We start from the raw sequence: 24,366 nt of genomic DNA on the forward strand, positions 1-24,366 counted from the left end.
CAATAAGATGCGTTATGCCATTGTCGATATAGAAACCACAGGCGGTTATGCTTCCGGCAGCGGGATAACCGAAATCGCCATTTTGATTCATGACGGCACGTCGGTTATCGACCGGTATGAGACACTTATCAATCCAGGCCTCCCCATTCCATTTTCCATACAGGCCCTCACCGGTATTGATGACGAGATGGTGGCCAACAGCCCGGCATTTGATAAAGTGGCTGATCAGGTTTACCAGATGCTCTCAGGTTGTGTATTTATCGCGCACAATGTCAACTTCGACTATTCTTTTATAAAATATCACCTTCAGGCAGCGGGTTATGAATTTAGTGCTCCAAAACTTTGTACAGTTCGGCTGAGCCGGAAAATCAAGCCGGGGTTATCTTCGTACAGTCTTGGGAAACTGTGTGACGCGTTGGCGATTCTTATTGAAAACCGCCATCGCGCCGGCGGCGATGCGGATGCAACGGCTATTCTTTTTTCAAAACTCCTGACCTGGGATACCGCTGGCCATATCCCGATGATGCTCAAAAAAACATCAAAAGAACAGCAGCTTCCGCCAAATCTACCCAAAGAAGATTTTACCAATCTGCCCTCCTGCCCTGGTGTTTATTATTTTCTGGATATGGCTGGCAAAGAAATTTATGTTGGCAAGGCCTTAAATATCAGGAAAAGAGTAGCCTCACACTTTTCAGGCCATAATCCTAATCCACAGCGTCAGCATTTTCTCAGGAGCATTTATGCGATCCGTTACGAAAGTTGCGGTACCGAACTGATGGCGCTGCTGCTGGAAGCGGCAGAAATCAAGCGGTTATGGCCTTTGTATAACCGCGCAATGAAACGGCCGGAACCTAAATTTGCCCTGTATAGCTATGAAGATTTTCACGGATACAGGCGGCTGGCTATCGGAAAACATGGGAAATACCATGATTGTATCCATGTTTTTAACCGCGAATCGGATGGGATCAGGATGCTCCGCAAGCTGGTGATCGATTTCGGTCTTTCCGCCGACCGATGTTCCTATGGGCGTTATCCCTTATTCAGCAGTGAATCCGAAGATATACAGAAGTTATCCACTGAAATCCAGCTTTTGAATCCACAGGATTACAATACCCTTGTGGAAAATGCGCTGACCAAATTCACTGAAAATCTGCCCAGTTTCGTCATTGTTGATACCGGCAGAAATACGGACGAAAACAGCTGTATCTGGGTTGAAAAAGGAAGATTATCCCGCATCGGTTATCTCAGCAATCAATCGGATCTGACCAGTTTGTCTGACATTAAAGAGATGCTGAAACCCTGCACGTCCAACCATTATATGAACCAGTTAATTTTTAGTTACGCTGAAAAATACCCGTTAAAAGTGAAGCGTCTTATGCAGGAAATGACTAATTTTCAGGAGATACCTGAGTAAGACCAGCCAGATTCCGGCTCAACAAATTGAATGATAATTACCCTCACATGATCACAGCCATATTTCTAACCAACAGTGTTATTTTCATTACGCTTGCCCTCATCCATATTTACTGGGCCTTTGGCGGTACCTGGGCAGCGTTTGCGATTATCCCGACAGACAGCAATGGCCGACGGAGATTTCGCCCGGCATTTATAACAATCACCTCCGCGGCAGCCATATTTCTGGTATTTGCCTGGGTCGATCTGGCTTCCGCGGGCTTCGTCAGCGAGCCTGTTCCTGACAAAATCCTTACAAACGCCGTCGCCGTTATCGGGCTCATATTTTTACTGCGTGCCATTGGTGATTTTAAATACGTGGGGTTTGCCAAACGTTACCGGAAAACGATTTTTGCAAAAAGAGACACCCTGATTTTTACGCCGTTGTGTTTAATTATCTCCGTACTTCACCTGGCTCTGTTCTTCGTTTATTTCTAAAAAACAGATAAGCTGAACTGATGCCTTACTACTGGCAGGTCGCAAATAATCCACGCATCCGGAAATAAGACGTTATATTTGAAGATAATTTTATTTTCAATATGACCTCTTTTTCAAAAGTTATAACCCACGACACTTCGTTTCACGCGGATGACGTGATTGCCGTTGCGCTTCTCCGCCATGCCGGATACGATTTTGAACTGATACGCACCCGAAATCCACAAGTACTTGCCGATGCCGTTGCAGACCCCAACACGCTGATTCTGGATGTCGGCGGTAGTTATGATCCGGAAAAACTGAATTTCGACCATCACCAGGACATGGAGCTCAGCTCGGCTGCCGGGCTTGTTTACGAGCATTTCAAAGACGAGATCTGTCCTGCGGAAGCACAGGTTTTCTTCGGACGATTTATCGCTTCCATTGATGCAATGGACACAAACCGGGACAACATTTTTGATCTCTGGGCTACGTTACCAAAAGGTTTCAGAAACACGTCCGGACTGATCGGAGGCTTTAACCGCGAAGTGACCGACGCCGCTTTGCAGTACAATCAGTTTGAAAAAGCAGCCGCATTTGCACTGGAAATTATCGGTAATGAAATTTATAAATCGGTAAAAAAGGCCAAGTCAGAAGCGGAGTATAACGACAGGCTGATTCTTGACAACAACGTAGCTGTTTTCGATCAGTTCTCGACAGTCTGGAAAGAAAAGAAAGAACACACGTTTGCTATTTTACCACACGCCAACGGTTGGCAGATCCAAACCATGGATACCAACATCGCTAAAATTCCGGAAAGTATCGCGGAGCTCGACGGGTTCGTTTTCCGTCATGCCTCGGGTTTTATGGCCGTTGTGAAGGATAAATCAGTCGTTATGGATTTTGCGCAAACGCTTTGATCTAAACGGATAAATAAACGCATAAAAAAACGGCTTGCGGTAGCGCAAGCCGTTTTTTTTATAACCGGTCAGTCAGAAAAAGCCTATCAATCTGTGTGACTTAACTTACTTTCAGCAGTGATTCAAGCCGACTGGCTATTGCCTGCAATAACCCGATGTCTAACCGTGCCCTCTCCACGTCATCAAGACTTACCAGTGCGCGATAATTGCGCTCTTCATCAGGTTCAAAGAGGACTTTTGTTCCCGCAATATCCATCTCAATTTTATGAAGATAACCCGAAACAATCAGCCATCCCTCAAATTCTAAGTCCTTTCCCAGGTACGCTACATCGATAAAAAACGATTCCTCCATCTTTTTAAACTCAAATTCTTCAACATTTTTGGCAAGATACCCAGAAACCAAGCAGCATCGTTAAAATATCGTTTCGTGTTTTAGAATTTGTACGCAAAACTCGCTGTGACATTTCTCGGCTTCTGTGGGTTCACCGACCAGTATCCGATATAATATTCCTTATTTGTCAGGTTGTTAACATTCAAAGTAAATCTGAAATGATCCGCATTGTAAAACAAGCTGGCATTGATAAGTGTGTAACTCGGCAGATAAAAATTCCCGGTTTTGCTGTTGTCAATCACCTTGTATTCGCTGGCATAGTTTCCACCGGTACCGATCCCGAAATTTTTCAGTCGGCCATGTGTAAATTTATAAGTAGCCCAGAAATTAGCCAGATTCTGGGGTCCCTGTCCACCCGGACTTCTGCCTGGTTCCGAGTAAAAGTCCTCACGATCGCCAGCCAATACCTTTGTTTCGTTGTGGCTGTAACCCGCAATCAGATTCAGTCCCGGTACCGGATTGGCATTTAAATCCAGCTCAAAACCTTTGCTTCCAACCTTGCCACCCTGAATCACATTCCTCGGATTATTCGGATCAGGCATAACCCTGTCGGTCACTTTAATATCATAAACAGAAACCGTGGCATTCAGCTTATCCGACAACAAAGTGGTTTTCACACCGTACTCCCATTGATCGGCATGTTCCGGTTTAAACGATTTGACACGGGTATTGCTCCCGTCCGCATCCGCCACCTGCTGCGGAGCTACATTGATAAACGCATTCATATAGTTTGCAAAAAGAGAAACCTTTTCGCGAATCGGTTGATAAACCAGACCAAATTTCGGTGAAAGCGCAAACTGATTAAAGTCGTCATCCGAGCTATCTTTTTCACCTTTGGAATCAAAATAATCTGCTCTCAAACTCACCATTGCCATTAATGAAGGCGTCAGGTTGAGAATATTGGAGGCATAGGCACTGTACGAGCTGTTGGTGATATTGCTTTTCGCTGGTTCGGTTCCGGCCAGCAAATTGTTGATCGACGCCTCTGTCAAATAAACCGGCGCAAGTGTGTCGCCCGAGTACGGATCCACATAATTCACATCCCCCTGAGGCGTTACATTTCTGGCCGAAGCCCACCCCGATCCGTTGTCTATTACGTTACGGTTAAAATAGTCGAAGCCAACCAGCAAACGGTTTCTCATGTTTCCGATTTTGAAATCCCCGTTAAAATTCTGCTGAATATCGGTTGTGTTGGTCGTTTGCTGCTCCTTGTGAAAATACTGGCTAAAATAGTTATCACCCGAAACATCATCCCAGATATAGGTATAAAAACCATTGGACTTCACATTTCCTCTTGAAAAAACGGTTTGTGAGCTCCATTGATCAGACAGCTTGTAAACCATCTGCCCTTGCAAGTTAAACCGCGGATTTTTGATCGTCAGGTCATTGCTCGTGAATGACAGGTTGTTATTCAAATTCAGTTCTTTGATCGTCTTGAACGGAAGCGGGTCCACACGGTTCGAGTGAAAAAATACCGGCGCGACAGCTCTTTCTTCTTGCAGGATTTCCGTCATAAAGTGAAAAGAAAGCCGGTCGCTGACCTCATAGGATAACGAAGGAGCAATGAAAAACGACTTTTTAAACCCCGCATCCTGAAAACTGTTTTCGGTATGGTAAGCGGTATTGACACGCAACGCAATCTTGTCTTTTTTGCTTAAAGGGGTATTGATATCGGCCGTAATCCTGTTCAGCCCGAAACTCCCGACATTGTAAGCCACTTCACCGCCAAAACTGTGATAAGGTTTCTTGGTGACCGTGTTGATGATCCCGCCGTAGCTATAATAACTACCACCGAACAACGTGCCGGAAGGCCCCTTGATCACCTGAATTTCCTCCACATTGGCAGGATCCAGATTTCCGCTCGTGATCCCAGGCAAGCCGTTATACAAAGTAGGCTGCGCATCAAAACCTCTGAGCGCAAAATACGAAGCTCCGTCCCCTGCCCTGCCCGTCGACTCCCAGGTTCTGGTGATACCCGGCACATTACGCATGGCGTCGTCATAATTGGTAATTCCCTGCTGCTTTAAAATTTCAGAAGAAACTGTATTGTAAACCTGAGGATTTTCAAGGTTTTTCAACGGAATTTTGGCAACAATAACATTTTCACGGTTCGACTTTTTCGAAGAAACAATAACCTCCTGCAACTGCGCTGCATTCTCTTTCAGCACAAAATCCCGTACCGCTTTTTCTCCCGGTTTCACCTCCACGGCCTGCTCACTGTTTTCCAGACCAACAAAAGAAGCGATTACAATATGGTTTCCCGGTGTGATCCCTTTAATCTGAAAAGTACCATTTTTGTTGGTCACAGCACCTTTGCTGGTACCTTTTATGGCCACGGTTACGAACTCGGCCGGTTCATCGTCCGACGTTCTCACCGTACCGGTCACAGATCCGTTTTGAGCGACCGACAGGATTGTGGAAAGAAAAAACAGAACGGCGCAAAAAGTTAAATGTTTTATCATAATACGATTGTTTAGTGCGCCGCAAAAGTATTATTTTAAATTAATCTAAACAAGAATAACAAAACACCAGATCGTAGAAATGGTTACAAAAGCGTGAAAAGCAAAAGGCGTTTACAGAAGTATTTCTGCAAACGCCTTTTGATCTTTTTATCTGTTCAATGCTCTACCAACACCCGGCCGATTCTGTAACCCGGATAAAGATGCGGATAGTTTTGTTTGATCAAATGCTGTAAAAGCGCTCTGGCACGTACATAATGCGACCGGACCGTCGCCTCGTTGATTCCCAAAAGCTCGCCGACTTCCCGGTGATTGTACCCATCGACCACGTACAACAGAAATACATTTTTGTAAACCGGTTTAATATGCTGGATCAGTTGCAGGATTTCCTCCGCGGTGATATGGCTCACGATATCTTCCTCAAAACCCAGATAAGGCGCGTCTTCCAGCGCTATTTTCTCTTCGGAGTGTTTCTTGTTTTTACGAAAATTACTGATTGCCGTATTTACCATGATCGTCCGCAGCCAGACTTTGAACGGGTAGGTATTGTCATACCCTTCCAGATTCCTGAATACCTTCAGAAAACCTTCATTGAGCACTTCTTCTGATTCCTCTTTTGAAGTGGTATAACGGAGACAAATGCTTTTTGCATATCCGAAAAACTTCTTGTACAAATAACGCTGCGCCTGGTTGTTACCAGCAATACACGCCTTCACGACGGCATCAAAGTCGTTTTCATCAAATGCTGCTTTATTTCCGAATGGCAAAATCATGGTAACAGTCTTTAGGTATTTTCTTTATTTAACCAGGCCCGCAAAGTCTTTTCCCGGATGCCCGCTTATGGGTTATTACTCGAAACAAAGTGAGGAATAACCGATTACAAAAGAAAACCGGACAGATACAAAGGCAGAAAGTCTGGATGAAGGGTCAAAATTTCTCTATAAAACGGCTTTATCCTCCGATTAAAATCATGTCACCAGAATACGGCTGTTGACCGTCAAAGTTTTGGTCTGTACCCCGATAAATTTCCGGTACGTCGAAAGTCTTTTGATGTTAACGCAAGTTCTTTTATCCTTGCAGCATAATTGAATCAGATGAAAAAGGAAAAATCTAAAAGATGGGTAATTGTTGCCGTCCATATTCTGGCCTGGGCGTTGCTCGGTTTTGTCCTGATGTTTTACCAACCGCTGTCGTGGGGCGTTAAACTTCCGTTTTCCTTTTGGACAAAACAAACCCTGAACCTTGTCATTCTGGCCGGACTGTTTTATGCCAATATGCTTTATATGGTGCCAGGCTTTCTGCTGAAAAACAAAGTACCGGCCTTTATTTTATGGATTGTCGGCTCGGTCATTGCGCTGCTGCTGATAAGCAAGTTTGTAGATTTGCAGCTTCACGTACGCGAACAAATGGACGCTGTCATGCGCAGGCCCGGCCCCAAACATAAGGGCGTGATCGATGGACTGCTGCTCATGACCTCACTGCTCGTGCTGGGTGTCAGCACAAGCCTGGCCGTGATACACCGATGGCAAAAAGATGCCCAGATACGAGAATCCGTTGAAAAACAAAACATTACGTCTGAGCTGGCACTATTGAAAGCACAGATCAATCCGCATTTCTTTTTCAATACTTTAAATAACATTTACGCTTTAACCTACACTGACGTACCCGTTTCCAGAGACGCCATCCTGAAACTTTCGCGGATGATGCGGTACTTATTATACGAAACCCAGCAGGACACTGCTCTGCTGAGCCAGGAAATATCGTTCGTGAAGGATTATATTGAGCTGATGAAACTTCGCGTGCAAAGCAACACGACGATTCTTTTCGAAGAAGTAAAAACCGGTAAAGATTACGCGATGGTGCCGATGCTTTTGCTTCCATTTATAGAAAATGCATTTAAACACGGGATCAGCGTGATGCAAAAGGCAACCATCCGGATTGATCTGGAAGTGCAGGAAGGCGTGCTGACCCTCCGCGTCCTCAACGATATTTTCCGGGACAAAGATGCATTGAATATGGAAAGCGGCGGGATCGGGCTGACGAATACGCAAAGAAGGCTGGACCTGCTTTACCCTGGAAAACATGAGCTGGCGATCAATGAAAATTCAGAGCAGAACACGTATCTGGTTACCTTGCGCATCCATTTGCTGTAAAACTAAATCCTATGATCAAATTAAACTGTATCACCGTTGACGATGAGCCGCTTGCGTTAGGCCTTGTGAGCGCGTTTGTAGAACAAACACCTTTTCTGCATCTGGCAGGGCGGTTTGGAAATGCAGTTCAGGCGTTGCAGGCTATTCACAGCGAAACCATCCATCTGGTTTTTCTGGACATACAAATGCCCGACCTGAATGGCATGGAGCTTGCGCGTGTGCTGAATCACGGTGCTGCGGTATCTCAAACCAAGATTATCTTTACCACGGCTTACAATCAGTTTGCCGTGGAAGGTTACAAAGTTGATGCCATGGGTTACCTCTTAAAACCTTTTGGTTACGAGGAATTCCTGAGCGCGGCCCTGAAAGCAAAAAATTATTTTGAACTTATCCAGGAAACAAGTGCCCCATCGGAACCAGCTGAAACAACGGAAAATTATCTGTTTGTCAAAGCCGATTACAAACTGGTCCGGATCGACTTTGATTCCATTTTGTATATCGAGTCTTTAAAAGATTACGTTAAAATCCATCTTGCGGGAAATAACAAACCCGTTATGTCGCTAAGCAGCCTGAAAGCGATTGAAGAGAAACTTCCCCAGGGAAAGTTTCTGCGCATACACCGCTCTTTTATTGTGGCCGTCAATAAAATTGACTCCATCAGCAAAAATGCGGTACATATCGGCAACCTGGATATTTCCGTTGGCGATCTTTATAGGGACGCTTTTAAAGAGCTTCTCTCACGGTGGAGCTGAGGCCGCCAACAGAAGGTCGTCAAAATGGGTTATTATTTTTCGACGGGATAATCGGGAATATGCTTTCCAAGATAAATATTTCTCCCGGCTTTGGACAGCCCCCTGCCCACATCCACTAGATGTAAAACGCCGCTACCGCCCCTGTTTTCCAGTTTTTTAAGTCTGTCGGGCGTCACCAGCGGATCGTCGTCGAATAAAATTTCGTCGATGTAATATTCATTTTTATCCGGTTCTTTCACAACCATATGGATATGCGCAGGTTCATCACGCCCGGGATACGCACCGGGACGCACCGTCATAAACTTGTACGCACCTTTGTCATCCGTTTTCATCCACGCACGCAAATATCCATGTCGTTTCCCCCAACCTTTTTCATCGCCTTTTTTAGGATAAATTCCGTCCGGATTGGTGTGGTAAACATAGATAATCACACGCGGTGCGGGCGTTTTCCCGTCCGCCTTATAGACCGTGCCGTGTATTCCCAAACGGTTGGATAAGTTATCGTTAAAATCAGGGAGCCGGACAAACATATCCAACTTTTCAAAAGGCGTTGTATTTTCATAGATCGCTTCGCAGCCCTCGCAGGGTCCGCCAACTTTTCCGGGGTGGTTAAAACCACCTGCCCCGATCATTATGAGCAATAAAAACGTTATCTTTTTCATGGTTTTGTTTTGGTTTAATTCCTGAATCAAACCAAGCATATTTGATCACCATTGCAAAAAATAGTATACGAACAGCCGATTTAATAGATGACCTTTCCGCTTTGGAGTTTAGCAGGCGCGTCAAAATGATTTCCTCTACTTTTTCGGCAGTTGGTCGATATTATTTCCTGGATTTAAATCTTTTATCTTCATTTACATAAAATAATATTTTTACTGTTAAAAATACAAAAACAATGGACGCCTACGAAAAAACAGTTCGCCTGCCCTTTTCGAAACGCAGCATTTCGCTGAAATATGCGCTGGTCCATACCGCCTACTGGATCTTTATTACAGGCTTTTTCATTTATGAAAAACGGTATCTGATCTATAAAGCCAGCATGCCCTATTTTGTAATTTGCGTCACAGCTCGCATCCTGCTTCTGATTTTGGTGGCTTACCTGAACCTTCACTATTTCTTGCCAAAATACCTGCTAAAAAAACGCTACTATCAGTACTTTACAGCCGTTTTCCTGTCCATTTTGGGCTACCTTCTGGTACAATGCCTTTTCGATTTTTATCTCTACGGTTATGTCATCGGCCCGATGCGCAACAGCAACTGGATCGAGACACTGTCGTATAACTTTTTCAGCACGCTGTGGTACCTCGGACTTATGCTGGCGCTGAAACTGAGTATTGATTGGTATGAACAGCAACGGATCCTGCAAAAAATAACGGTTGAAAAATTACAGGCCGAAGTCAATTTCCTGCGTTCGCAGGTTAACCCGCATTTCCTTTTCAACGTACTCAACAACCTGTATGCGCTTACATTGAAAAAATCGGATCTGGCGCCGGAGGTCGTGCTGAAATTATCGGAAATGATGGAGTATATGCTCTACGACAGTGATGGCTCAAAGGTACTGCTGCAAAAGGAAATCGGTTATCTGAACAGCTACATCGAACTCGAAAAAATACGTTTCGGAGATCATTCGGATATTGTTTTAAATGTTACGGGGGATATCAACGGACAGGAAATTGCGCCGCTCTTATTGCTCCCGCTCGTTGAAAATGCAATGAAACATGGCGTGAGCCGACAAACAACCCATGGCTGGCTGCATGGCAAACTTATCGTCACCAAATCGTCAGTCCGGTTTAACATTGAAAATAGTAAACCTGCTGCCCGGTCGGTGCATAACAAAGGCGGCATCGGGCTCGACAACCTCCGCCAGCGACTGGAACTGTTATATCCGGACAAACATTTGTTATCGGTTGAAGATAAAGGCAGTTCCTTTTCAGCAGATCTTCAAATTGAGTTGTAAAGATTTTACTTAAACAAATCCCAAACCTTTATTAGCCATGAAAAATCTTTCGTTTTCTGAATGGCGGCGATCTGTATTTTTCGTCTGCGCCGGGCTGTGTTTTACAAACATGGCGTCCTCTCCCGCTCCGGAGGTATTCGTCGGGTCAAGTCCCTGCGACCCGGTGATGCGACCGTGGATGTCTATTCCATTAAACACCGACTGCGAGTTTATCAAGTGGAAACTTTTGCTATTTAAAAATCCGGAAAATCATCAGCAACAAAGATTTAACCTGACCTATACCTACGGTGTATCTAAACCAGGTACAGAAGGTTTTCTGAATGGAGGCAACACCTCCGAAATGACCGGAAACTGGCGCGTACTGAACAACTGCATAAACCTGCCGGGAAAGGCCGTGATTCAGCTAAGGGACCATAAAATTAAAACGCCCTTAACTTTTCTAAAATTCAATAACAGTCTTCTGCATTTAACGGATCAGGAAGGTCATTTGATGATCGGAAACGCGGGGTGGAGTTATACGCTGAATAAAATGAACAATGATTGAATTCATCTTAAAAACATGGATATGAAAAAGATATTTTTTGCGCTTTTGATCACGTTTTACGTATCCGCGGGAGATGTCTCCGGACAAAATCCTGTTGCACGAAATGCCCCTTCCAAAACAACTACACGATCTCCCATCGCTGACGGGCCGGATGTCTGGGGCGTGTTTCATGGCCGCGTTCCATGTCAGGCGATGGCGGCCAAAATGGGACTTGATGTTCCTTCCGATTGTGAAAAACTGAAATGGGGTTTTACTTTTTATTGGGACCCGAAAACCCATCAGCCGACAACCTATGCCTGGGAAGGCTCGATGTATCGTGAAAACGCACGCAAAGGAAAATGGATCATCATAAAAGGGACGAAAGACTTCCCGGACGCCACCGTCATTCAGCTTGATCCCGACAAACCACAGCAATCCTTTTTCCTGCTGAAAGGCGACGACAATGTATTGTTCGTTTTGGATCGAAGCAAAAATTTGATGGTCGGAGGAAGTTATTTGAGTTACACTTTCAATCGGGTTGTAAATTAGTCGGATATCTATTCGATCGCGACGCTCCGTCGGACGGCTTTTTTCGGCCGTCCGACGGATAAAAAATAAATACAATGAACAAAGAACCCTTCAAGTTGAAATGTATCATCGTCGACGACGAGCCGCTGGCCAGAGAAGTACTGGAAGGGCATCTACAAAAACTGGATCACATCACGTCAGTCGTGCAATTTGGCAATGCCCATGATGCCCTCAAATACCTCGAAAACCATGAGACCGATATCATCTTTCTGGATATTGAAATGCCCGAAATGACAGGAATCGAATTTTTGAAAGTACTCCCACACCCGCCCATAACCATTTTCACAACCGCCTACCGCGATTATGCATTCGAAGGATTTGAGCTCGGCGTAATTGATTTTCTGCTTAAACCGATCTCCTTCGCCAGGTTCGCGCAAGCAGTGGAAAAAAGCCGGGAATTCCTGATTTTGAAAGACCAGAATACCAATCTTGAAAATAACCTTCCCGAGGAAATACAAAGTTCTGTTTTTGTAAAAAGTGGCGTACAACGTATCAAATTACAGTTTGACGACGTAACCCATATTCAGGGACTGAAAGATTATGCGATCATTTACACATACTCCGGCAAAATCGTCATCAAAGGATCCATCAAGGCCATGCTGGATATCTTTCCCGGTAAAATATTCATACGGATTCACAAATCCTTCATCGTTTCCATTCCCAAAATCTCACGCATCGACAGAAACAGGATTTTGATTAATGGCCAGCAACTCCCAATCGGGCGAAATTACCGTGAAGAGTTGGAAAAAATATTATCCTGATTTGATAAAAACAACGTCCTGTTTGATAACAGGACGATAAGTCGGCATGTAAAATTCAATTTCAGAAACCTCCCCGAGCTATCATTTTTTTGGTATCAAAAATAATTTTACAAATAGTTACATAGTCATACAACTATTTTGTGCAACAAAGACTCTTTGTGGTTACATAGGGCTGTCAGATCGATCTGGCAACTGATTAAACCCTGGCCAACAAACTTTTACTATGCGCAAAACACTATGTCAATTACTTTGTTTCATTTTTGTTTCGTATCAATCCTTCGCTCAGGAACGCATTACCATCAGCGGATTTGTCAGGGAAACCGGCAGTAGGGAGTTGCTGCCCGGCGTCAACATTTATATTGAAAACTCCACGATCGGCACGGTTACCAACAACTACGGCTTTTACTCCCTGACCGTCCCCGCAGCGGACTCATTGCTTATTTCATATTCTTTTGTCGGCTATGAAAGACAGAATTTGAAAATCAGCGCCCGCTCCGACAAGCAGCTTAATATCGAACTTTCCTCTGTTAATCAACTGGAAGAAGTGGTAGTGTCTGGCCGGCGTCAGGATGAAAAGGTAAGTGAGTCAGCGCAAATGAGCAAAATCGAAGTACCCATTTCGCAGATCAAAAAAATCCCGGCGTTTTTTGGAGAAAAGGACGTAATCAGGGTTCTTCAGCTTATGCCGGGCGTGCAAAAAGGTACGGAAGGGCAAACCGGACTTTATGTGCGAGGCGGTGGCCCGGACCAAAATCTGATCATCCTGGATGATGCCGTTGTGTATAACGCAAGCCATTTATTCGGATTCTTTTCTGTTTTCAACGGCGACGCGCTCAAAAGTGTAGAGCTCACAAAAGGTGGCTTTCCGGCCCGTTATGGAGGCCGGCTTTCGTCTGTTGTTGAGATGAACATGAAAGAAGGAAGTAAAGAAAAATTGCATGGCGAAGGCGGAATTGGCCTTATTTCATCCAGACTGACGCTTGAAGGCCCGCTCGCCAAGAAGAAGTCTTCATTTTTAGTTTCGGCCAGGCGTACATATATCGACTTTCTTGCTGCTCCTTTGATTGCACAGCAGCAAGTGGGATCTGACTCCAAGGCGAAACCCGGCTATTATTTTTACGACCTGAATGCGAAGATAAATTACGATTTCGGCCCCAAAAACAAGCTATATCTCAGTGGCTATTTTGGTCAGGACCGGTTTAAGATCCGGGAAAAAAGTAAAGGCAGTGAAAACAACTCCGGGTTAAACTGGGGTAACGCCACGGCCACATTACGCTGGAATCACCTGATCAACCAAAAACTGTTTGTCAATACTTCATTCATTTACAGCCATTTCAACTTTGGTATTTTCTCCAACGACAAGGATATCGACAATGGCAAAGTTACGGATGAATTCAGCCTTAGATACAACAGTCTGATACGCGATTTCAGTCTGAAAACTGATTTTGATTTCTACCCTAATACCAAACATGCCATGAAATTTGGCGTGCAGGCTACCAGCCATCGCTTTGTCCCGTCTGCACTTGCTCTGGCTGGTGATTTTACCAACAACGATATTGATTTACAGGCAAAACCGATCAATAATTTTGAGGGTGGAATTTACGCGGAAGATACCTGGCAGCCTTTTCAGGCATTAAAAATGAATGTTGGATTCAGATTAAGTTCTTTCCAGACGCCGGATAAAACATACTTACGCCCGGAACCCAGGTTTTCGGCGGCACTGAAACTGGCGAAGGATTTTTCCGCCAAAGCATCTTATGCAAAAATGAACCAATATGTGCACCTGCTCAGCAACACGGGCCTGGGCTTGCCTACCGATCTCTGGGTACCAACCACCAACCGTATCGCACCGCAGCAGTCGAGCCAGGTGGCCATTGGTCTGGCAAAAGATCTTGAAAAACCAGGACTGGCCATAACACTGGAAGGTTATTACAAAAAAATGAACAACATCATCAGCTACAAAGAGGGCTCTTCTTTTATCAAGCTGGACGGTGAAAATGCGAATGAGATCAATTGGGAAGATAACGTTACTTCGGGCAAAGGCTGGTCCTATGGTGCTGAATTTATGGTTCAGAAAAAAACCGGGAGATTCTCCGGATGGATTGGTTACACCTTGTCCTGGACAAAATGGAAATTCCCCGAGCTGAATTTTGGTGAAACATTTTTCCCAAGATATGACCGCCGGAATGATCTCTCGGTCGTCGGCATTTACGAACTGAGCAAGCGTATCACCTTATCGGCCACCTGGGTATACGGAACCGGCAATGCGATTACCCTGCCCGTATCCAAGTACACCGCGTTCCGAAACAGATTTTTACCGGAGTTATTCGGTCCGCCGTCATCCTATTGGGGAGGTCAGACAACGGAATACGACAAGAAAAATTCTTTCCGCTCGGAGGCTTACCACCGGATGGATTTCGCGATTCAGTTTCACAAAAAGAAAAAACGTCACGAAAGGACCTGGGAGTTTGGCCTCTACAATGCCTATAACCGGAAAAACCCGTTTTTTTACGAAATCAATACAAAGGAAGACAAGAAAAACCCGGGAACGAGCATCAATGTGCTTACGCGATATTCACTGTTTCCGGTACTTCCATCGTTCAGTTACAATTTCAAGTTTTGATAGCTGCAAAATTCAATCTTAATTCCGATGAAAATATATAAATATCTCTTCCTTCTCATCATTCCCGTTTTGTTAGGGAGCTGCGAAAGCATGGTGAACGATCTCGGCCCGGACAAATTACCACGGATCGAAGCAAAGCTGGTGGTAGAATCCTACATTTCACCGCAATCCGAAGAAATCAAGGTTCTGGTTACGGAGTCGCAGCCCTTGTTCGGTCCGGCTGATTACAAACCTACGTTCGTTAAAAATGCGACGGTAAGTATATCCGGCGAAAACGGCGAGGTAATAATCCCCTATGTCGACTCTACGCTGTCTTACGTCATTCCTAAAAGTCAGTTCAAAATTGAAGCTGGAAAAACTTATACACTGCGTGTGAGCGACGGAAAACGCAGTGTGAAAGGAAGCTGCACTGTTCCTTTACAGGCTGTAACCATTAAAAGTTATGAGATCGATTCCGTACCGGAGGTCTACTCCACCCAAAACTTCCGTGCACGGGTTAAAATTTCCTGGGACGATATCAAAGGGGAAAGGAATTATTACACCATGCGTGGATACTCGATCACCGGTGCAACATATCCGGGTTATAACCCCAAAAACCCGAATAATTCCCAGCCGGTCCGCGGCACTTTTAAACGAGTGATCGAGACCGACCTTGATAATTATATGGTCAATGACATTAATCTGGATGGTATCCGCTTCGACGCACCGTTGTTTTATGTACGACTTGCCAGTCATTACACCTTTGAATACATCGATGATAATGGCGAGAAACAGATTGCAAATTCGGATCCCTGGTTTTCGGAAGTATATGTAGAGATTCTGAATCTGGATGAAAACTACTACAAATTTTACCGTTCACAGAAAGACGCAAGGGACAATGATAACCCTTTTGTCGAACCTACGCTGGTATTTACCAACATAGAAGGCGGACTCGGATGTTTCGGCTCGTACAACGTCGGAAGTTTGAGCATCAAACCTTAACGAATCAGATCACTCTTCAATTTTTCAAAAACAGAATCGCCGGCCGGAATGATCCGCCCGGCGATTCTGTTTTTCCATTTAAATAGTAACTAGTACTTTACATAATCATGTCTAAATCTGCCCCTTCGGACGAATTTCAGACATTATAGACCTTGCAGCTCCTTTGACGAAACGACAATTTTCACAGGATTTTCAAAAAAAATTTACCGTTAAATAACTCTGATGAAGATGCCGTCAAGGGTCTGAAAACCGCCTAAAATCTACTTAATCGATCAAAATAGAGCATTAAGCTATTTTGTAGAACTAACTGTATTTTACTTGTAGATATAATTTAAAAAAATAATAGAATTAATTCTTGCATGATAAATTTATTCGTAGTTATTTTACTACATCTTGCAAGGTGTGGGGCAGCTGAAAACCACTAAAAACGAGTAAGCACTAAACACAAACTTAAATTACGCTATGGTATCTCTAACTCTTTCGCTGACTCAACTTTTGGTGTTTCTTGACACAATCCTTCCTAATATCACTGTTTCATTAGGCTGGTAATTGAAATATTAACGGTATTTGCAAAAGGCTGATCTTTATGGTCAGCTTTTTGCTTTTATAGAAGTTCAGCCATTTCATATCCGGCAACACAATCCATAAAAGGTTATTTCAAACTCCAAAAAACTGCTTACTATATTCCATTAAACACTATTTATCAGATAGTTATGTAAAACACAAAACTTCCGATAAACTGACTTACGACACAGGAAGCCCTTTAGATCAAAGTCCCGGATATTTTTTTAAAATTATTTTCCCTGATATAACACGGAGTATTTTTCAATAAATCGCGGAGAACCTTCACTACATCTTGGTTTGAAAGCGTAGGGAATATTGATGCAGCAATACACGATGTCCACACCAGCGACACCCCACCCGGCGAGAAAAAAATCGAGAATTGACAAAGCGAGACCAGACCATTCCGATAAAAATTCCCTCACACCAAAAGCCACTTTACAGCGTCGTACATAAATAAATTAATTCTACACTCAATTACGAACAATTTCACTTATACAAGTAATTCTATCTTTTGTACTATTATTTCAATATTCGACCCAAAGCGCCCCTACACATAACAAAACGTATATTGACAATAGTCAGCAAATCAAACGACATTATCACAACTTTAAAAACGAAGTAATTGGAAGACAAAACTTATTGTATATCAAATAGTTATCGTTAAATAATTTATTTAAATATTTCCATAAAAAATTAAATGTTTTGTATATATTAGTACTCAGTTTACAATCAGATACAAAATACCGCAGCAGCCGTAAAACGATTAATTTATATTTTCTTCTCACCGCAAAGATGAATGTCAGTAGTTTACCTTGTAAAATTTATTCTTTAACTCAGCTCTCAAAGAAAAATGAAACATTGTTTACTTCATTCAACTCCGACATCATGTGATGTCCGAACTGCATTCCATTTTCAAAGCGTATGTTACGCCACCAATCCGCTTTTTGCTCCTGTATTAAAACGCGGCAACAATCATTATCCCTGAGCAAACAGCTTTATTGACCGGGCCGCCAAAGTAACCCGCGTACTGTACTTCGTTTAGCCTGCAAACAAAATTGCAGCCATGGAAAATATTGCCTTTTGGGTATATGAAACCCCTGGTTACGATCTCGTCTTCTGCAAGGTCCGGGGCTTTTTGTGCCCAGTTTTTTCTGTCGGCGTCCGCCGATTTTAAGTTAATGCAGCATGCTGCAAACCACAATCTGCTTTTATCCTCTCTACAAACCCGGTTCACTTTACTCACTTTCAACTTATTAGATATGAAAAAGTTTGTATGTCTCCACATGAGGTTATTGTTTGTTTCGCTTTGGGTCTGCATAGGCCTCAGTATCGGAGCAACAGCCCAGGTTAATGATATTGTGACGGAAAATCTCCTGACAGGAAATCTCCCGAGCGAATGGGACATAGAAGGTTCCGGCGACTTATCAATTCAGGGCTTTGCGACAGATATCAGTTACAACGTGGGTGATGTGGCCAGTTTTAAGATAAAAACGACTGCACCTTCCTATACGGTTAAAATTTACCGGCTTGGTTATTATCAGGGAAACGGTGCCAGGTTTATCAGTAATGCTACGTTCATCGAACCTTTGCCTCAGATTCAGCCGGCTTGTTTCAGTGATCCCGCCACCGGTTTGCTCGATTGCGGAACCTGGGCAGAATCAGCCAACTGGGCAATTCCGCTCGACGCAGTTTCGGGTGTCTATCTCGCCAAACTGACCAGAACCGATGATTTGTCTAAGTCAAGCCATATCGTCTTTATTGTGAGAGACGATTCGAGTACCTCAGATCTGCTTTTTCAAACCTCCGACGCGACATGGCAAGCCTACAATGTGTATGGCGACACCGGCAGCAATGGAAAAAGTTTGTACACCGGCGCGGGAGGAAAAGCTTCAAAAGTAAGTTACAACCGGCCATTTTACACCCGCGCAGGTGGCGGTGGCGGCGGACCTTCCGAGGACTGGCTTTTTAATTCAGAATATCCGATGATACGATTTCTGGAAAAGAACGGTTATGACGTGACCTACACAACAAACGTAGATTCAGACCGGATGGGTAACCTCATCCAAAATCACAAGGTGTTTATGTCCGTCGGGCATGACGAGTACTGGTCGAAGGGTATGCGCGATCATGTCACCAATGCACGCAATGCCGGGACGCACCTTGCTTTTTTTAGCGGCAACGAAATGTACTGGAAAACCCGCTGGGAAAACAGTCAGGTTCAAACCGCAAAATCGCACCGGACGCTGGTCTGTTATAAAGAAGGCTCTCTGGGCGAAAATCAATGCAATGGAAAATGCGACAACACGACAACAGAATGGACGGGTTTATGGAGGAGCGGCTGTGAATTCCCGACCAGCGACGGCTGCAATCCGGAAAATGCTTTAACCGGACAAATAAGCTGGGACGGTTCAACAGGTACGATGGAAGTACCCAGCACCTATAAAAATCTGCGTTTCTGGCGCAATACGAGTGTTGCCGGTCTGGCCAACGGAGCTGTTGCCATTTTAGCAAATAATTCATTGGGATATGAGTGGAATCCCGAACAGGAAGCATACCGATCCTCATATCCTGCCGGGAGAATTATCCTTTCCAAAACTGTTTTACACGGCAACACACATTATCTCAGTCTGTACAAACATGTGAATGGCACCAAAAAATCACTGGTTTTTGGTGCGGGAACCGTTCAGTGGTCATGGGGACTTGATGACCAGCATGACCGGGGCAATGACCCAGTAAGCCCCGCCATGCAACAGGCAACGGTTAATTTGTTTGCAGATATGGGTGCGCAGCCAGGTTCCATCCAGGCTGGCCTGACGCCGGCTACAAGTTCCACGGATGATACTGCACCGATTCTGACTGTGGCCACACCGGTGGCGGGATTCTCAATTCCGGCGGGCACGGATTTCAATATTAACGGTACCGCCTCAGACGATAACACGGTGGCCGGCATAGAAATTTCGACAAACGGAGGCGTCACCTGGCACCTCGCAACGGGTACTACCACATGGAATTTTAACTGGACGCCGACGGCACAAGGCGCTGCTACGGTTATGCTGAGAGTTTTTGATGATTCAGGGAATATCAGCACCATCACAACGATCAGCGGAACCGTTACCGTTGCCACACCGCAGCCTTGCCCATGTACCGTATTTCAGCCAGCCGACTCCCCTGGCCCGTCAGTGTATAATGACGGACAGCCGATTCAACTTGGGATGAGATTTACGGCCGATGTCAACGGGTTTGTGACCGGCGTACGTTTTTTCAAACATCCTGAAAACACCGGTACGCACACGGGTCAGCTATACAGTGCTGCCGGAATCTTACTGGCCCAGGTTATTTTCTCAAATGAAACCGCATCAGGCTGGCAGGAAGCACTGTTCTCGTCTCCGGTTGCCATTACTGCCACTACACCTTATATTATATCCTATCACAGCGCAACAGGCAGATATTCTGCCGTAAACCCATTTTTTGATACCGAGAAAATAAACGGACACCTGCGCGGTTTAGCTGATTCAGATCCGGCACCCAATGGCATTTATAAGTACACAGCCAGTCCCGCTTTTCCGACGGACAACTACCAGTCGAGCAACTATTATGTTGACGTTGTTTTTAATACTGAAAACCAGACCGACGCAACCCCGCCTTTGGTGGTCTCAACTGCGCCGGGCAACAATGGCAACAATATTAATATCCATGCCGGAATCAATGTTACCTTCAACGAGGCTTTGGATGCAGGCACTGTTTCAGGCAATACAATCCGGTTATTGCAAGCCGGCGTTCCCGTTGCAGCTTCGGTCAGTTATGCGTCGGCAACACTCACAGCTATCCTCACCCCAGATGTTCCGTTAAGTTATGCCACTGCCTACACCATTGAAGTGGCAGGAGGCGCCGCAGATCCACGGGTCAAAGACGCAGCTGGCAATGCACTGGCCACCACATTTACCTCGGTATTTACCACGAAAACTGCACCTGTGATTTTGCCTTCGCCTAATGAAGGACCCGGCGGTCCGATTTTGGTGATCAGCTCCTCCGCAAATCCGTTCAGCCGGTATCCGGTTGAGATTTTAAGAGCCGAAGGTTTCAATTCATTTGCAGCAAAGGATATTGCCGAAATTACCGCCACGCCTTCACTGCTTAATAACTATGATGTGATCGTCCTTGGCGAAATCCCGCTTTCCCCTGATCATGTCGCCTCATTCACCGCTTTTGTAAATGCAGGCGGTACATTAATTGCTCTCAAACCCGATAACCAGCTGGCAACATTATTGGGAATTACTTCCGTAGCAGGTACGCTAAGCGATAAGTATATCAGGGTCAATACCGCCAACGGACCGGGAGTCGGCATTGTTGATGAGACAATTCAGTTTCATGGAGCCGCAAATCTTTACACGCTTAATGGGGCTGTCAGTCTGGCCTATTTACATAGCGATGCCAATACGGCAACAATAAATCCGGCCGTAACTTTAAACGAGCCGGGTGGAAACGGAGGAAAAGCGATCGCGTTTGCTTACGACCTGGCCAGATCCATTGTTTACACGCGTCAGGGAAACCCGTTATGGGCCGGGCAAAAAAGAGACGGGCAGGATGGCCCTATCCGTTCGGATGATATGTTTTTTCCTGACTGGATTGATTTCAACAAGGTGGCCATTCCGCAAGCGGACGAGCAGCAACGCCTGCTGGCCAATATCATTTTGCAAAGTAATATGCATAAAAAACCACTGCCACGTTTCTGGTATCTTCCGCGAGGCTTAAAGGCCGCGGTTGTCATGACCGGTGATGACCATGCAGCAGGCGGAACCATCGGGAGATTTGATGATTATCTTGCCAAAAGTATAACAAACGATCAGGCGGCCGTCGATAACTGGACTGCCATCCGAAGCACTTCTTACATTTTTCCGGGCACACCGATTAGCGTGGCACAAGTTACGGATTATCAGGACAAAGGGTTTGAAATTGCTTTGCATCTGAACACCAATTGTGCGGGTTATGACGCAGCCAGTTTACAGCAGTTTTTCACGGATCAGATGGCTTCATTGTCGACGCAGCTTCCTAATTTGGCCACACCAAGCACCAACCGCACCCACTGTATTGCATGGAGCGACTGGGCGACCAAGCCAAAAATTGAACTCGCCAATGGAATCCGCTTTGATGTCAATTATTATTACTGGCCGCAAACCTGGGTTAACGACAGACCCGGCATGTTTACCGGCTCAGGCATGCCTATGCGTTTCGCGGATCTGGACGGAACGCTGATTGATGTGTATCAGGGGGCGACACAATTGACCGACGAATCCGGTATCAATTATGCAACCCACATTGCCACTTTACTCGACAACGCGCTGAGCAGCAAGGGGTATTATGGTGTATTCACAGCCAATATGCATACAGACGTAAACGGAAGCAATAGCAGCAACGGATCAGACGCGATTGTGACGGCGGCAAAAAACCGAAACATCCCTGTTATTTCAGCACGACAAATGCTTCAATGGCTGGACGGGCGAAATAATTCCTCTTTTGCGAATATGACCTGGAATGGCAATGTGCTTCATTTTGATATTAACACAGCTTCCGGATCAGCCAATTTACGTGCTATGCTCCCCGTGGAATCCGACGGCGGCGAACTAAGCGGTATTACTTTTAATGGTAATCCATTGCCATTTACCAATGAAATGATCAAAGGTATGAATTATGCCTTTTTCCCTGCCGGCACCGGAAGTTACATCGCCATGTACAACGCTGATAATGTGCCTCCGCAAATTTCAAACATCACTGTTACACAATCCATTGCCGGAAGCGCAACCATTAGCTGGACAACCAACGAAGCAGCTACATCCAAAGTAGACTATGGAACTTTGCCCAATCAGCTCACGATGAATGAGGCGAGCGTCAGTCTGGTTACAATGCATAACATTACACTGAACGGACTTACTTCGGGCACTACATACCATTTCAGAGTAACCGCTACTGATGTTGCTTTAAACAGCGCCACAGCGCCGGCCGAACCGGCGGCGCCAGGTAATTTCGCAACACCCGTACCTGCCTGCTTTGAAGACCTTAGCAGCACACAGTTTAACCTGGGGACTTTCGGAAACAACACGATCGCAGGTACAGAAGGGGTTACTTTAAAACCAAAAAAAGAGGAATTCACTACCCTGCCGCCTACGACGGAATGGCAGAGTTTTCCGTGGAATGCCGGCGGTACAAGTACCATTACGGATGGAAAAATCGTGGTAAATGGTGCCCGGTAGAATACAGAACCAGTCGGAAATACTTTCGGTCCGGGAACAGCAATTGAATTTGTTGCCACATTTGGAGCCACCGCTTTTCAGCATATTGGTTTCGGTGCAGGCAATAATGTTGACATGTACAACAACACTGCTATCTGGGCCATGTTCAGCACCAACACCACCAATAACCAGTTGCAGGCAAGAGTTGCCAATGGCGTATTTGATAACTATGTAATTCCGGGCAGTTTCCTCGGCACGCCACATCGTTACAAAATCGTGTGGAATGCCAACAGTTTCGATTTTTTCATCGACGGGGTTCCTGTTCACACTTTCACCACTACTTTGACAACACCGATGCGGATCGGTATCAGTGATTTGAATGTTAGCGAGCCAGTCCTGAATGTGGATTGGATTCAAATTTTACCCGCCAGCTATCCGGAGACCGGAAGTTTTATTTCACGCGTATATGACGGAAGAAGTGCCAAAACATGGGGACAAGCCTTCTGGACGTCCGATTTGCCGGCAGGAACAAACCTTCAGCTATTCCAGCGGCAGGGAAACACAGCCAATCCGGATGACAACACCTGGACTTTATTTACGGCAATTCCGGCCAATGGCAACAACGTCGGCGGCACCTCACGGTACATTCAATATCGCGCCGACTTGTCGACGTCCAATATCCTGAACAGCCCTGTACTGAAATCAATGTCTATCGCCTGCTCAGAACCGGTATGCCCGTCCGTCGTTTTCACACCACAGACAGGAACATCCTTAACCACGGCGATAGCCGGTGCAAATTACTCACAGACAATCAGCACCAATCCGGCAGGTTATACCTTCTCAGCAACCGGGCTCCCTACCGAACTTTCAATAGCAGAATCTTCGGGCATCATCAGCGGAAAACCGGCCGGGGCGGGAAATTACAGCAACATTTTCGTGACCGCAACACAAGGCACCTGTCTCGTTACAGCGTCTTACTCGCTTACGGTTTCACCAAACCCACTGCCTGTTACGCTCACCCGTTTTGTTGCCGTGAAAGAAGGCCGGTCAGCCCTACTTCACTGGTCAACAACACAGGAAATAAACAGTGAACGATTCGATATCGACCGTAGTATGGACGGAAAAACCTGGAAAAATATCGGTACTGTTGTAGCAAAAGGTGAAAGTTCAACGGTTCAAAACTATGCTTATGCGGATACAGAACCATTGAGCGGGCAAAACTACTACCGGCTAAAAATGGTAGATAAAGACGGAACGTTCGCGTACAGCCGCATACAGAATCTGATGTTCATTGATCCAGCTAATTTCCTGACTTTCCCGAATCCTGTATCGGAACAACTGAAAATTAACATCAGTGATATCAAAATCCTTAAAACAATTACGCTTTTTGATCTTAAAGGAAATGTCGTTTACACCGCGTCGGGAAACAGATTATCCAAAACGATTGATGTCAAACCGTACAGCTCTGAAATGTATATTTTGGAATTGGTATATCAAGACGGACAAATCAGGACAGCTAAAATTGTCATCCTGAAATGACGCATCATAACAAAGGAGGCAGTATAACGCCGCCGCCTTTGTTATTTTTCAGAAATAAAAAT

The 24,366-nt window shown here is 45.1% G+C and carries 17 protein-coding genes; 13 read left to right on the plus strand and 4 right to left on the minus strand.

Annotated features, from left to right (window positions below):
- Positions 1-7: 7 nt before the first annotated feature.
- From M1L62_RS18170 to M1L62_RS18180, 3 genes are all read left to right on the plus strand, one after another.
- Positions 8-1,414 (plus strand): exonuclease domain-containing protein, encoded by a 1,407-nt coding sequence (locus tag M1L62_RS18170; RefSeq protein WP_254561039.1) that lies wholly within the window; start codon positions 8-10, stop codon positions 1,412-1,414.
- Between the two features lie 47 nt (positions 1,415-1,461).
- On the plus strand, positions 1,462-1,890 hold the full coding sequence (locus tag M1L62_RS18175) for a DUF3995 domain-containing protein (RefSeq protein WP_254561040.1): 429 nt from the start codon (positions 1,462-1,464) through the stop codon (positions 1,888-1,890).
- A gap of 101 nt (positions 1,891-1,991) precedes the next feature.
- Complete coding sequence (locus tag M1L62_RS18180; RefSeq protein WP_254561041.1) at positions 1,992-2,786, plus strand: MYG1 family protein; 795 nt, start codon at positions 1,992-1,994, stop codon at positions 2,784-2,786.
- 100 nt (positions 2,787-2,886) lie between these two features.
- Here the strand turns inward: M1L62_RS18180 and M1L62_RS18185 are convergent, their stop codons facing one another.
- From M1L62_RS18185 to M1L62_RS18195, 3 genes are all read right to left on the minus strand, one after another.
- The gene (locus tag M1L62_RS18185) at positions 2,887-3,138 is read right to left on the minus strand and encodes a hypothetical protein (RefSeq protein WP_254561042.1); all 252 of its coding nucleotides are present in this window, start codon (positions 3,136-3,138) and stop codon (positions 2,887-2,889) included.
- 80 nt (positions 3,139-3,218) lie between these two features.
- Entirely contained in the window at positions 3,219-5,639 is a 2,421-nt protein-coding gene (locus M1L62_RS18190; RefSeq protein WP_254561043.1) for a TonB-dependent receptor, read from the minus strand.
- 155 nt (positions 5,640-5,794) lie between these two features.
- Positions 5,795-6,409, minus strand: coding sequence for an RNA polymerase sigma factor (locus tag M1L62_RS18195; protein WP_254561044.1), 615 nt, complete (start codon positions 6,407-6,409; stop codon positions 5,795-5,797).
- A gap of 321 nt (positions 6,410-6,730) precedes the next feature.
- Here M1L62_RS18195 and M1L62_RS18200 point away from each other — a divergent pair, with 321 nt between their 5' ends.
- Positions 6,731-7,789 carry a sensor histidine kinase gene (locus tag M1L62_RS18200; RefSeq protein WP_254561045.1) on the plus strand — a complete coding sequence of 353 codons (1,059 nt, stop codon included), beginning with the start codon at positions 6,731-6,733 and terminating at the stop codon, positions 7,787-7,789.
- Between the two features lie 14 nt (positions 7,790-7,803).
- Complete coding sequence (locus tag M1L62_RS18205; protein ID WP_254561125.1) at positions 7,804-8,541, plus strand: LytR/AlgR family response regulator transcription factor; 738 nt, start codon at positions 7,804-7,806, stop codon at positions 8,539-8,541.
- Between the two features lie 32 nt (positions 8,542-8,573).
- On the opposite strand, the gene M1L62_RS18210 is transcribed toward M1L62_RS18205, so the two are convergent.
- Positions 8,574-9,203 carry a dioxygenase family protein gene (locus M1L62_RS18210; protein ID WP_254561046.1) on the minus strand — a complete coding sequence of 210 codons (630 nt, stop codon included), beginning with the start codon at positions 9,201-9,203 and terminating at the stop codon, positions 8,574-8,576.
- Positions 9,204-9,436: 233 nt separating this feature from the next.
- Between M1L62_RS18210 and M1L62_RS18215 the strand changes: the two genes are divergently transcribed.
- The 8 genes from M1L62_RS18215 to M1L62_RS18250 all read left to right on the plus strand — a co-directional run bounded on the left by M1L62_RS18215 (position 9,437) and on the right by M1L62_RS18250 (position 24,304).
- Positions 9,437-10,498 (plus strand): sensor histidine kinase, encoded by a 1,062-nt coding sequence (locus M1L62_RS18215; RefSeq protein ID WP_254561047.1) that lies wholly within the window; start codon positions 9,437-9,439, stop codon positions 10,496-10,498.
- A 37-nt stretch (positions 10,499-10,535) separates the two neighbouring features.
- On the plus strand, positions 10,536-11,042 hold the full coding sequence (locus tag M1L62_RS18220; RefSeq protein WP_254561048.1) for a hypothetical protein: 507 nt from the start codon (positions 10,536-10,538) through the stop codon (positions 11,040-11,042).
- A gap of 21 nt (positions 11,043-11,063) precedes the next feature.
- On the plus strand, positions 11,064-11,570 hold the full coding sequence (locus M1L62_RS18225) for a hypothetical protein (RefSeq protein ID WP_254561049.1): 507 nt from the start codon (positions 11,064-11,066) through the stop codon (positions 11,568-11,570).
- A gap of 74 nt (positions 11,571-11,644) precedes the next feature.
- Positions 11,645-12,370, plus strand: a complete 726-nt coding sequence (locus tag M1L62_RS18230) for a LytR/AlgR family response regulator transcription factor (RefSeq protein WP_254561050.1) — start codon at positions 11,645-11,647, stop codon at positions 12,368-12,370.
- Positions 12,371-12,593: 223 nt separating this feature from the next.
- Positions 12,594-14,993: a TonB-dependent receptor gene (locus M1L62_RS18235; RefSeq protein WP_254561051.1), complete on the plus strand. Its 2,400-nt coding sequence runs from the start codon at positions 12,594-12,596 to the stop codon at positions 14,991-14,993.
- A gap of 27 nt (positions 14,994-15,020) precedes the next feature.
- Positions 15,021-15,974, plus strand: coding sequence for a DUF4249 domain-containing protein (locus tag M1L62_RS18240; RefSeq protein WP_254561052.1), 954 nt, complete (start codon positions 15,021-15,023; stop codon positions 15,972-15,974).
- Positions 15,975-17,797: 1,823 nt separating this feature from the next.
- Positions 17,798-22,786 (plus strand): N,N-dimethylformamidase beta subunit family domain-containing protein, encoded by a 4,989-nt coding sequence (locus M1L62_RS18245; RefSeq protein WP_254561053.1) that lies wholly within the window; start codon positions 17,798-17,800, stop codon positions 22,784-22,786.
- A gap of 114 nt (positions 22,787-22,900) precedes the next feature.
- A complete protein-coding gene (locus M1L62_RS18250) occupies positions 22,901-24,304 on the plus strand; it encodes a T9SS type A sorting domain-containing protein (protein ID WP_254561054.1) in 1,404 nt (467 codons plus the stop codon).
- The last annotated feature ends 62 nt before the right edge of the window (positions 24,305-24,366 follow it).

The sequence above is a fragment of the Dyadobacter diqingensis genome (assembly GCF_024220585.1).
In the GTDB taxonomy this organism is placed as follows: domain Bacteria; phylum Bacteroidota; class Bacteroidia; order Cytophagales; family Spirosomataceae; genus Dyadobacter; species Dyadobacter diqingensis.

Bases quoted from the DNA above. Each gene is read 5' to 3' on its own strand.
- M1L62_RS18170 (WP_254561039.1), top strand. From the start codon at position 8: ATGCGTTATGCCATTGTCGATATAGAAACCACAGGCGGTTATGCTTCC.
- M1L62_RS18175 (WP_254561040.1), top strand. From the start codon at position 1,462: ATGATCACAGCCATATTTCTAACCAACAGTGTTATTTTCATTACGCTT.
- M1L62_RS18180 (WP_254561041.1), top strand. From the start codon at position 1,992: ATGACCTCTTTTTCAAAAGTTATAACCCACGACACTTCGTTTCACGCG.
- M1L62_RS18185 (WP_254561042.1), bottom strand. From the start codon at position 3,138: ATGGAGGAATCGTTTTTTATCGATGTAGCGTACCTGGGAAAGGACTTA.
- M1L62_RS18190 (WP_254561043.1), bottom strand. From the start codon at position 5,639: ATGATAAAACATTTAACTTTTTGCGCCGTTCTGTTTTTTCTTTCCACA.
- M1L62_RS18195 (WP_254561044.1), bottom strand. From the start codon at position 6,409: ATGATTTTGCCATTCGGAAATAAAGCAGCATTTGATGAAAACGACTTT.
- M1L62_RS18200 (WP_254561045.1), top strand. From the start codon at position 6,731: ATGAAAAAGGAAAAATCTAAAAGATGGGTAATTGTTGCCGTCCATATT.
- M1L62_RS18210 (WP_254561046.1), bottom strand. From the start codon at position 9,203: ATGAAAAAGATAACGTTTTTATTGCTCATAATGATCGGGGCAGGTGGT.
- M1L62_RS18215 (WP_254561047.1), top strand. From the start codon at position 9,437: ATGGACGCCTACGAAAAAACAGTTCGCCTGCCCTTTTCGAAACGCAGC.
- M1L62_RS18220 (WP_254561048.1), top strand. From the start codon at position 10,536: ATGAAAAATCTTTCGTTTTCTGAATGGCGGCGATCTGTATTTTTCGTC.
- M1L62_RS18225 (WP_254561049.1), top strand. From the start codon at position 11,064: ATGAAAAAGATATTTTTTGCGCTTTTGATCACGTTTTACGTATCCGCG.
- M1L62_RS18230 (WP_254561050.1), top strand. From the start codon at position 11,645: ATGAACAAAGAACCCTTCAAGTTGAAATGTATCATCGTCGACGACGAG.
- M1L62_RS18235 (WP_254561051.1), top strand. From the start codon at position 12,594: ATGCGCAAAACACTATGTCAATTACTTTGTTTCATTTTTGTTTCGTAT.
- M1L62_RS18240 (WP_254561052.1), top strand. From the start codon at position 15,021: ATGAAAATATATAAATATCTCTTCCTTCTCATCATTCCCGTTTTGTTA.
- M1L62_RS18245 (WP_254561053.1), top strand. From the start codon at position 17,798: ATGAAAAAGTTTGTATGTCTCCACATGAGGTTATTGTTTGTTTCGCTT.
- M1L62_RS18250 (WP_254561054.1), top strand. From the start codon at position 22,901: ATGTACAACAACACTGCTATCTGGGCCATGTTCAGCACCAACACCACC.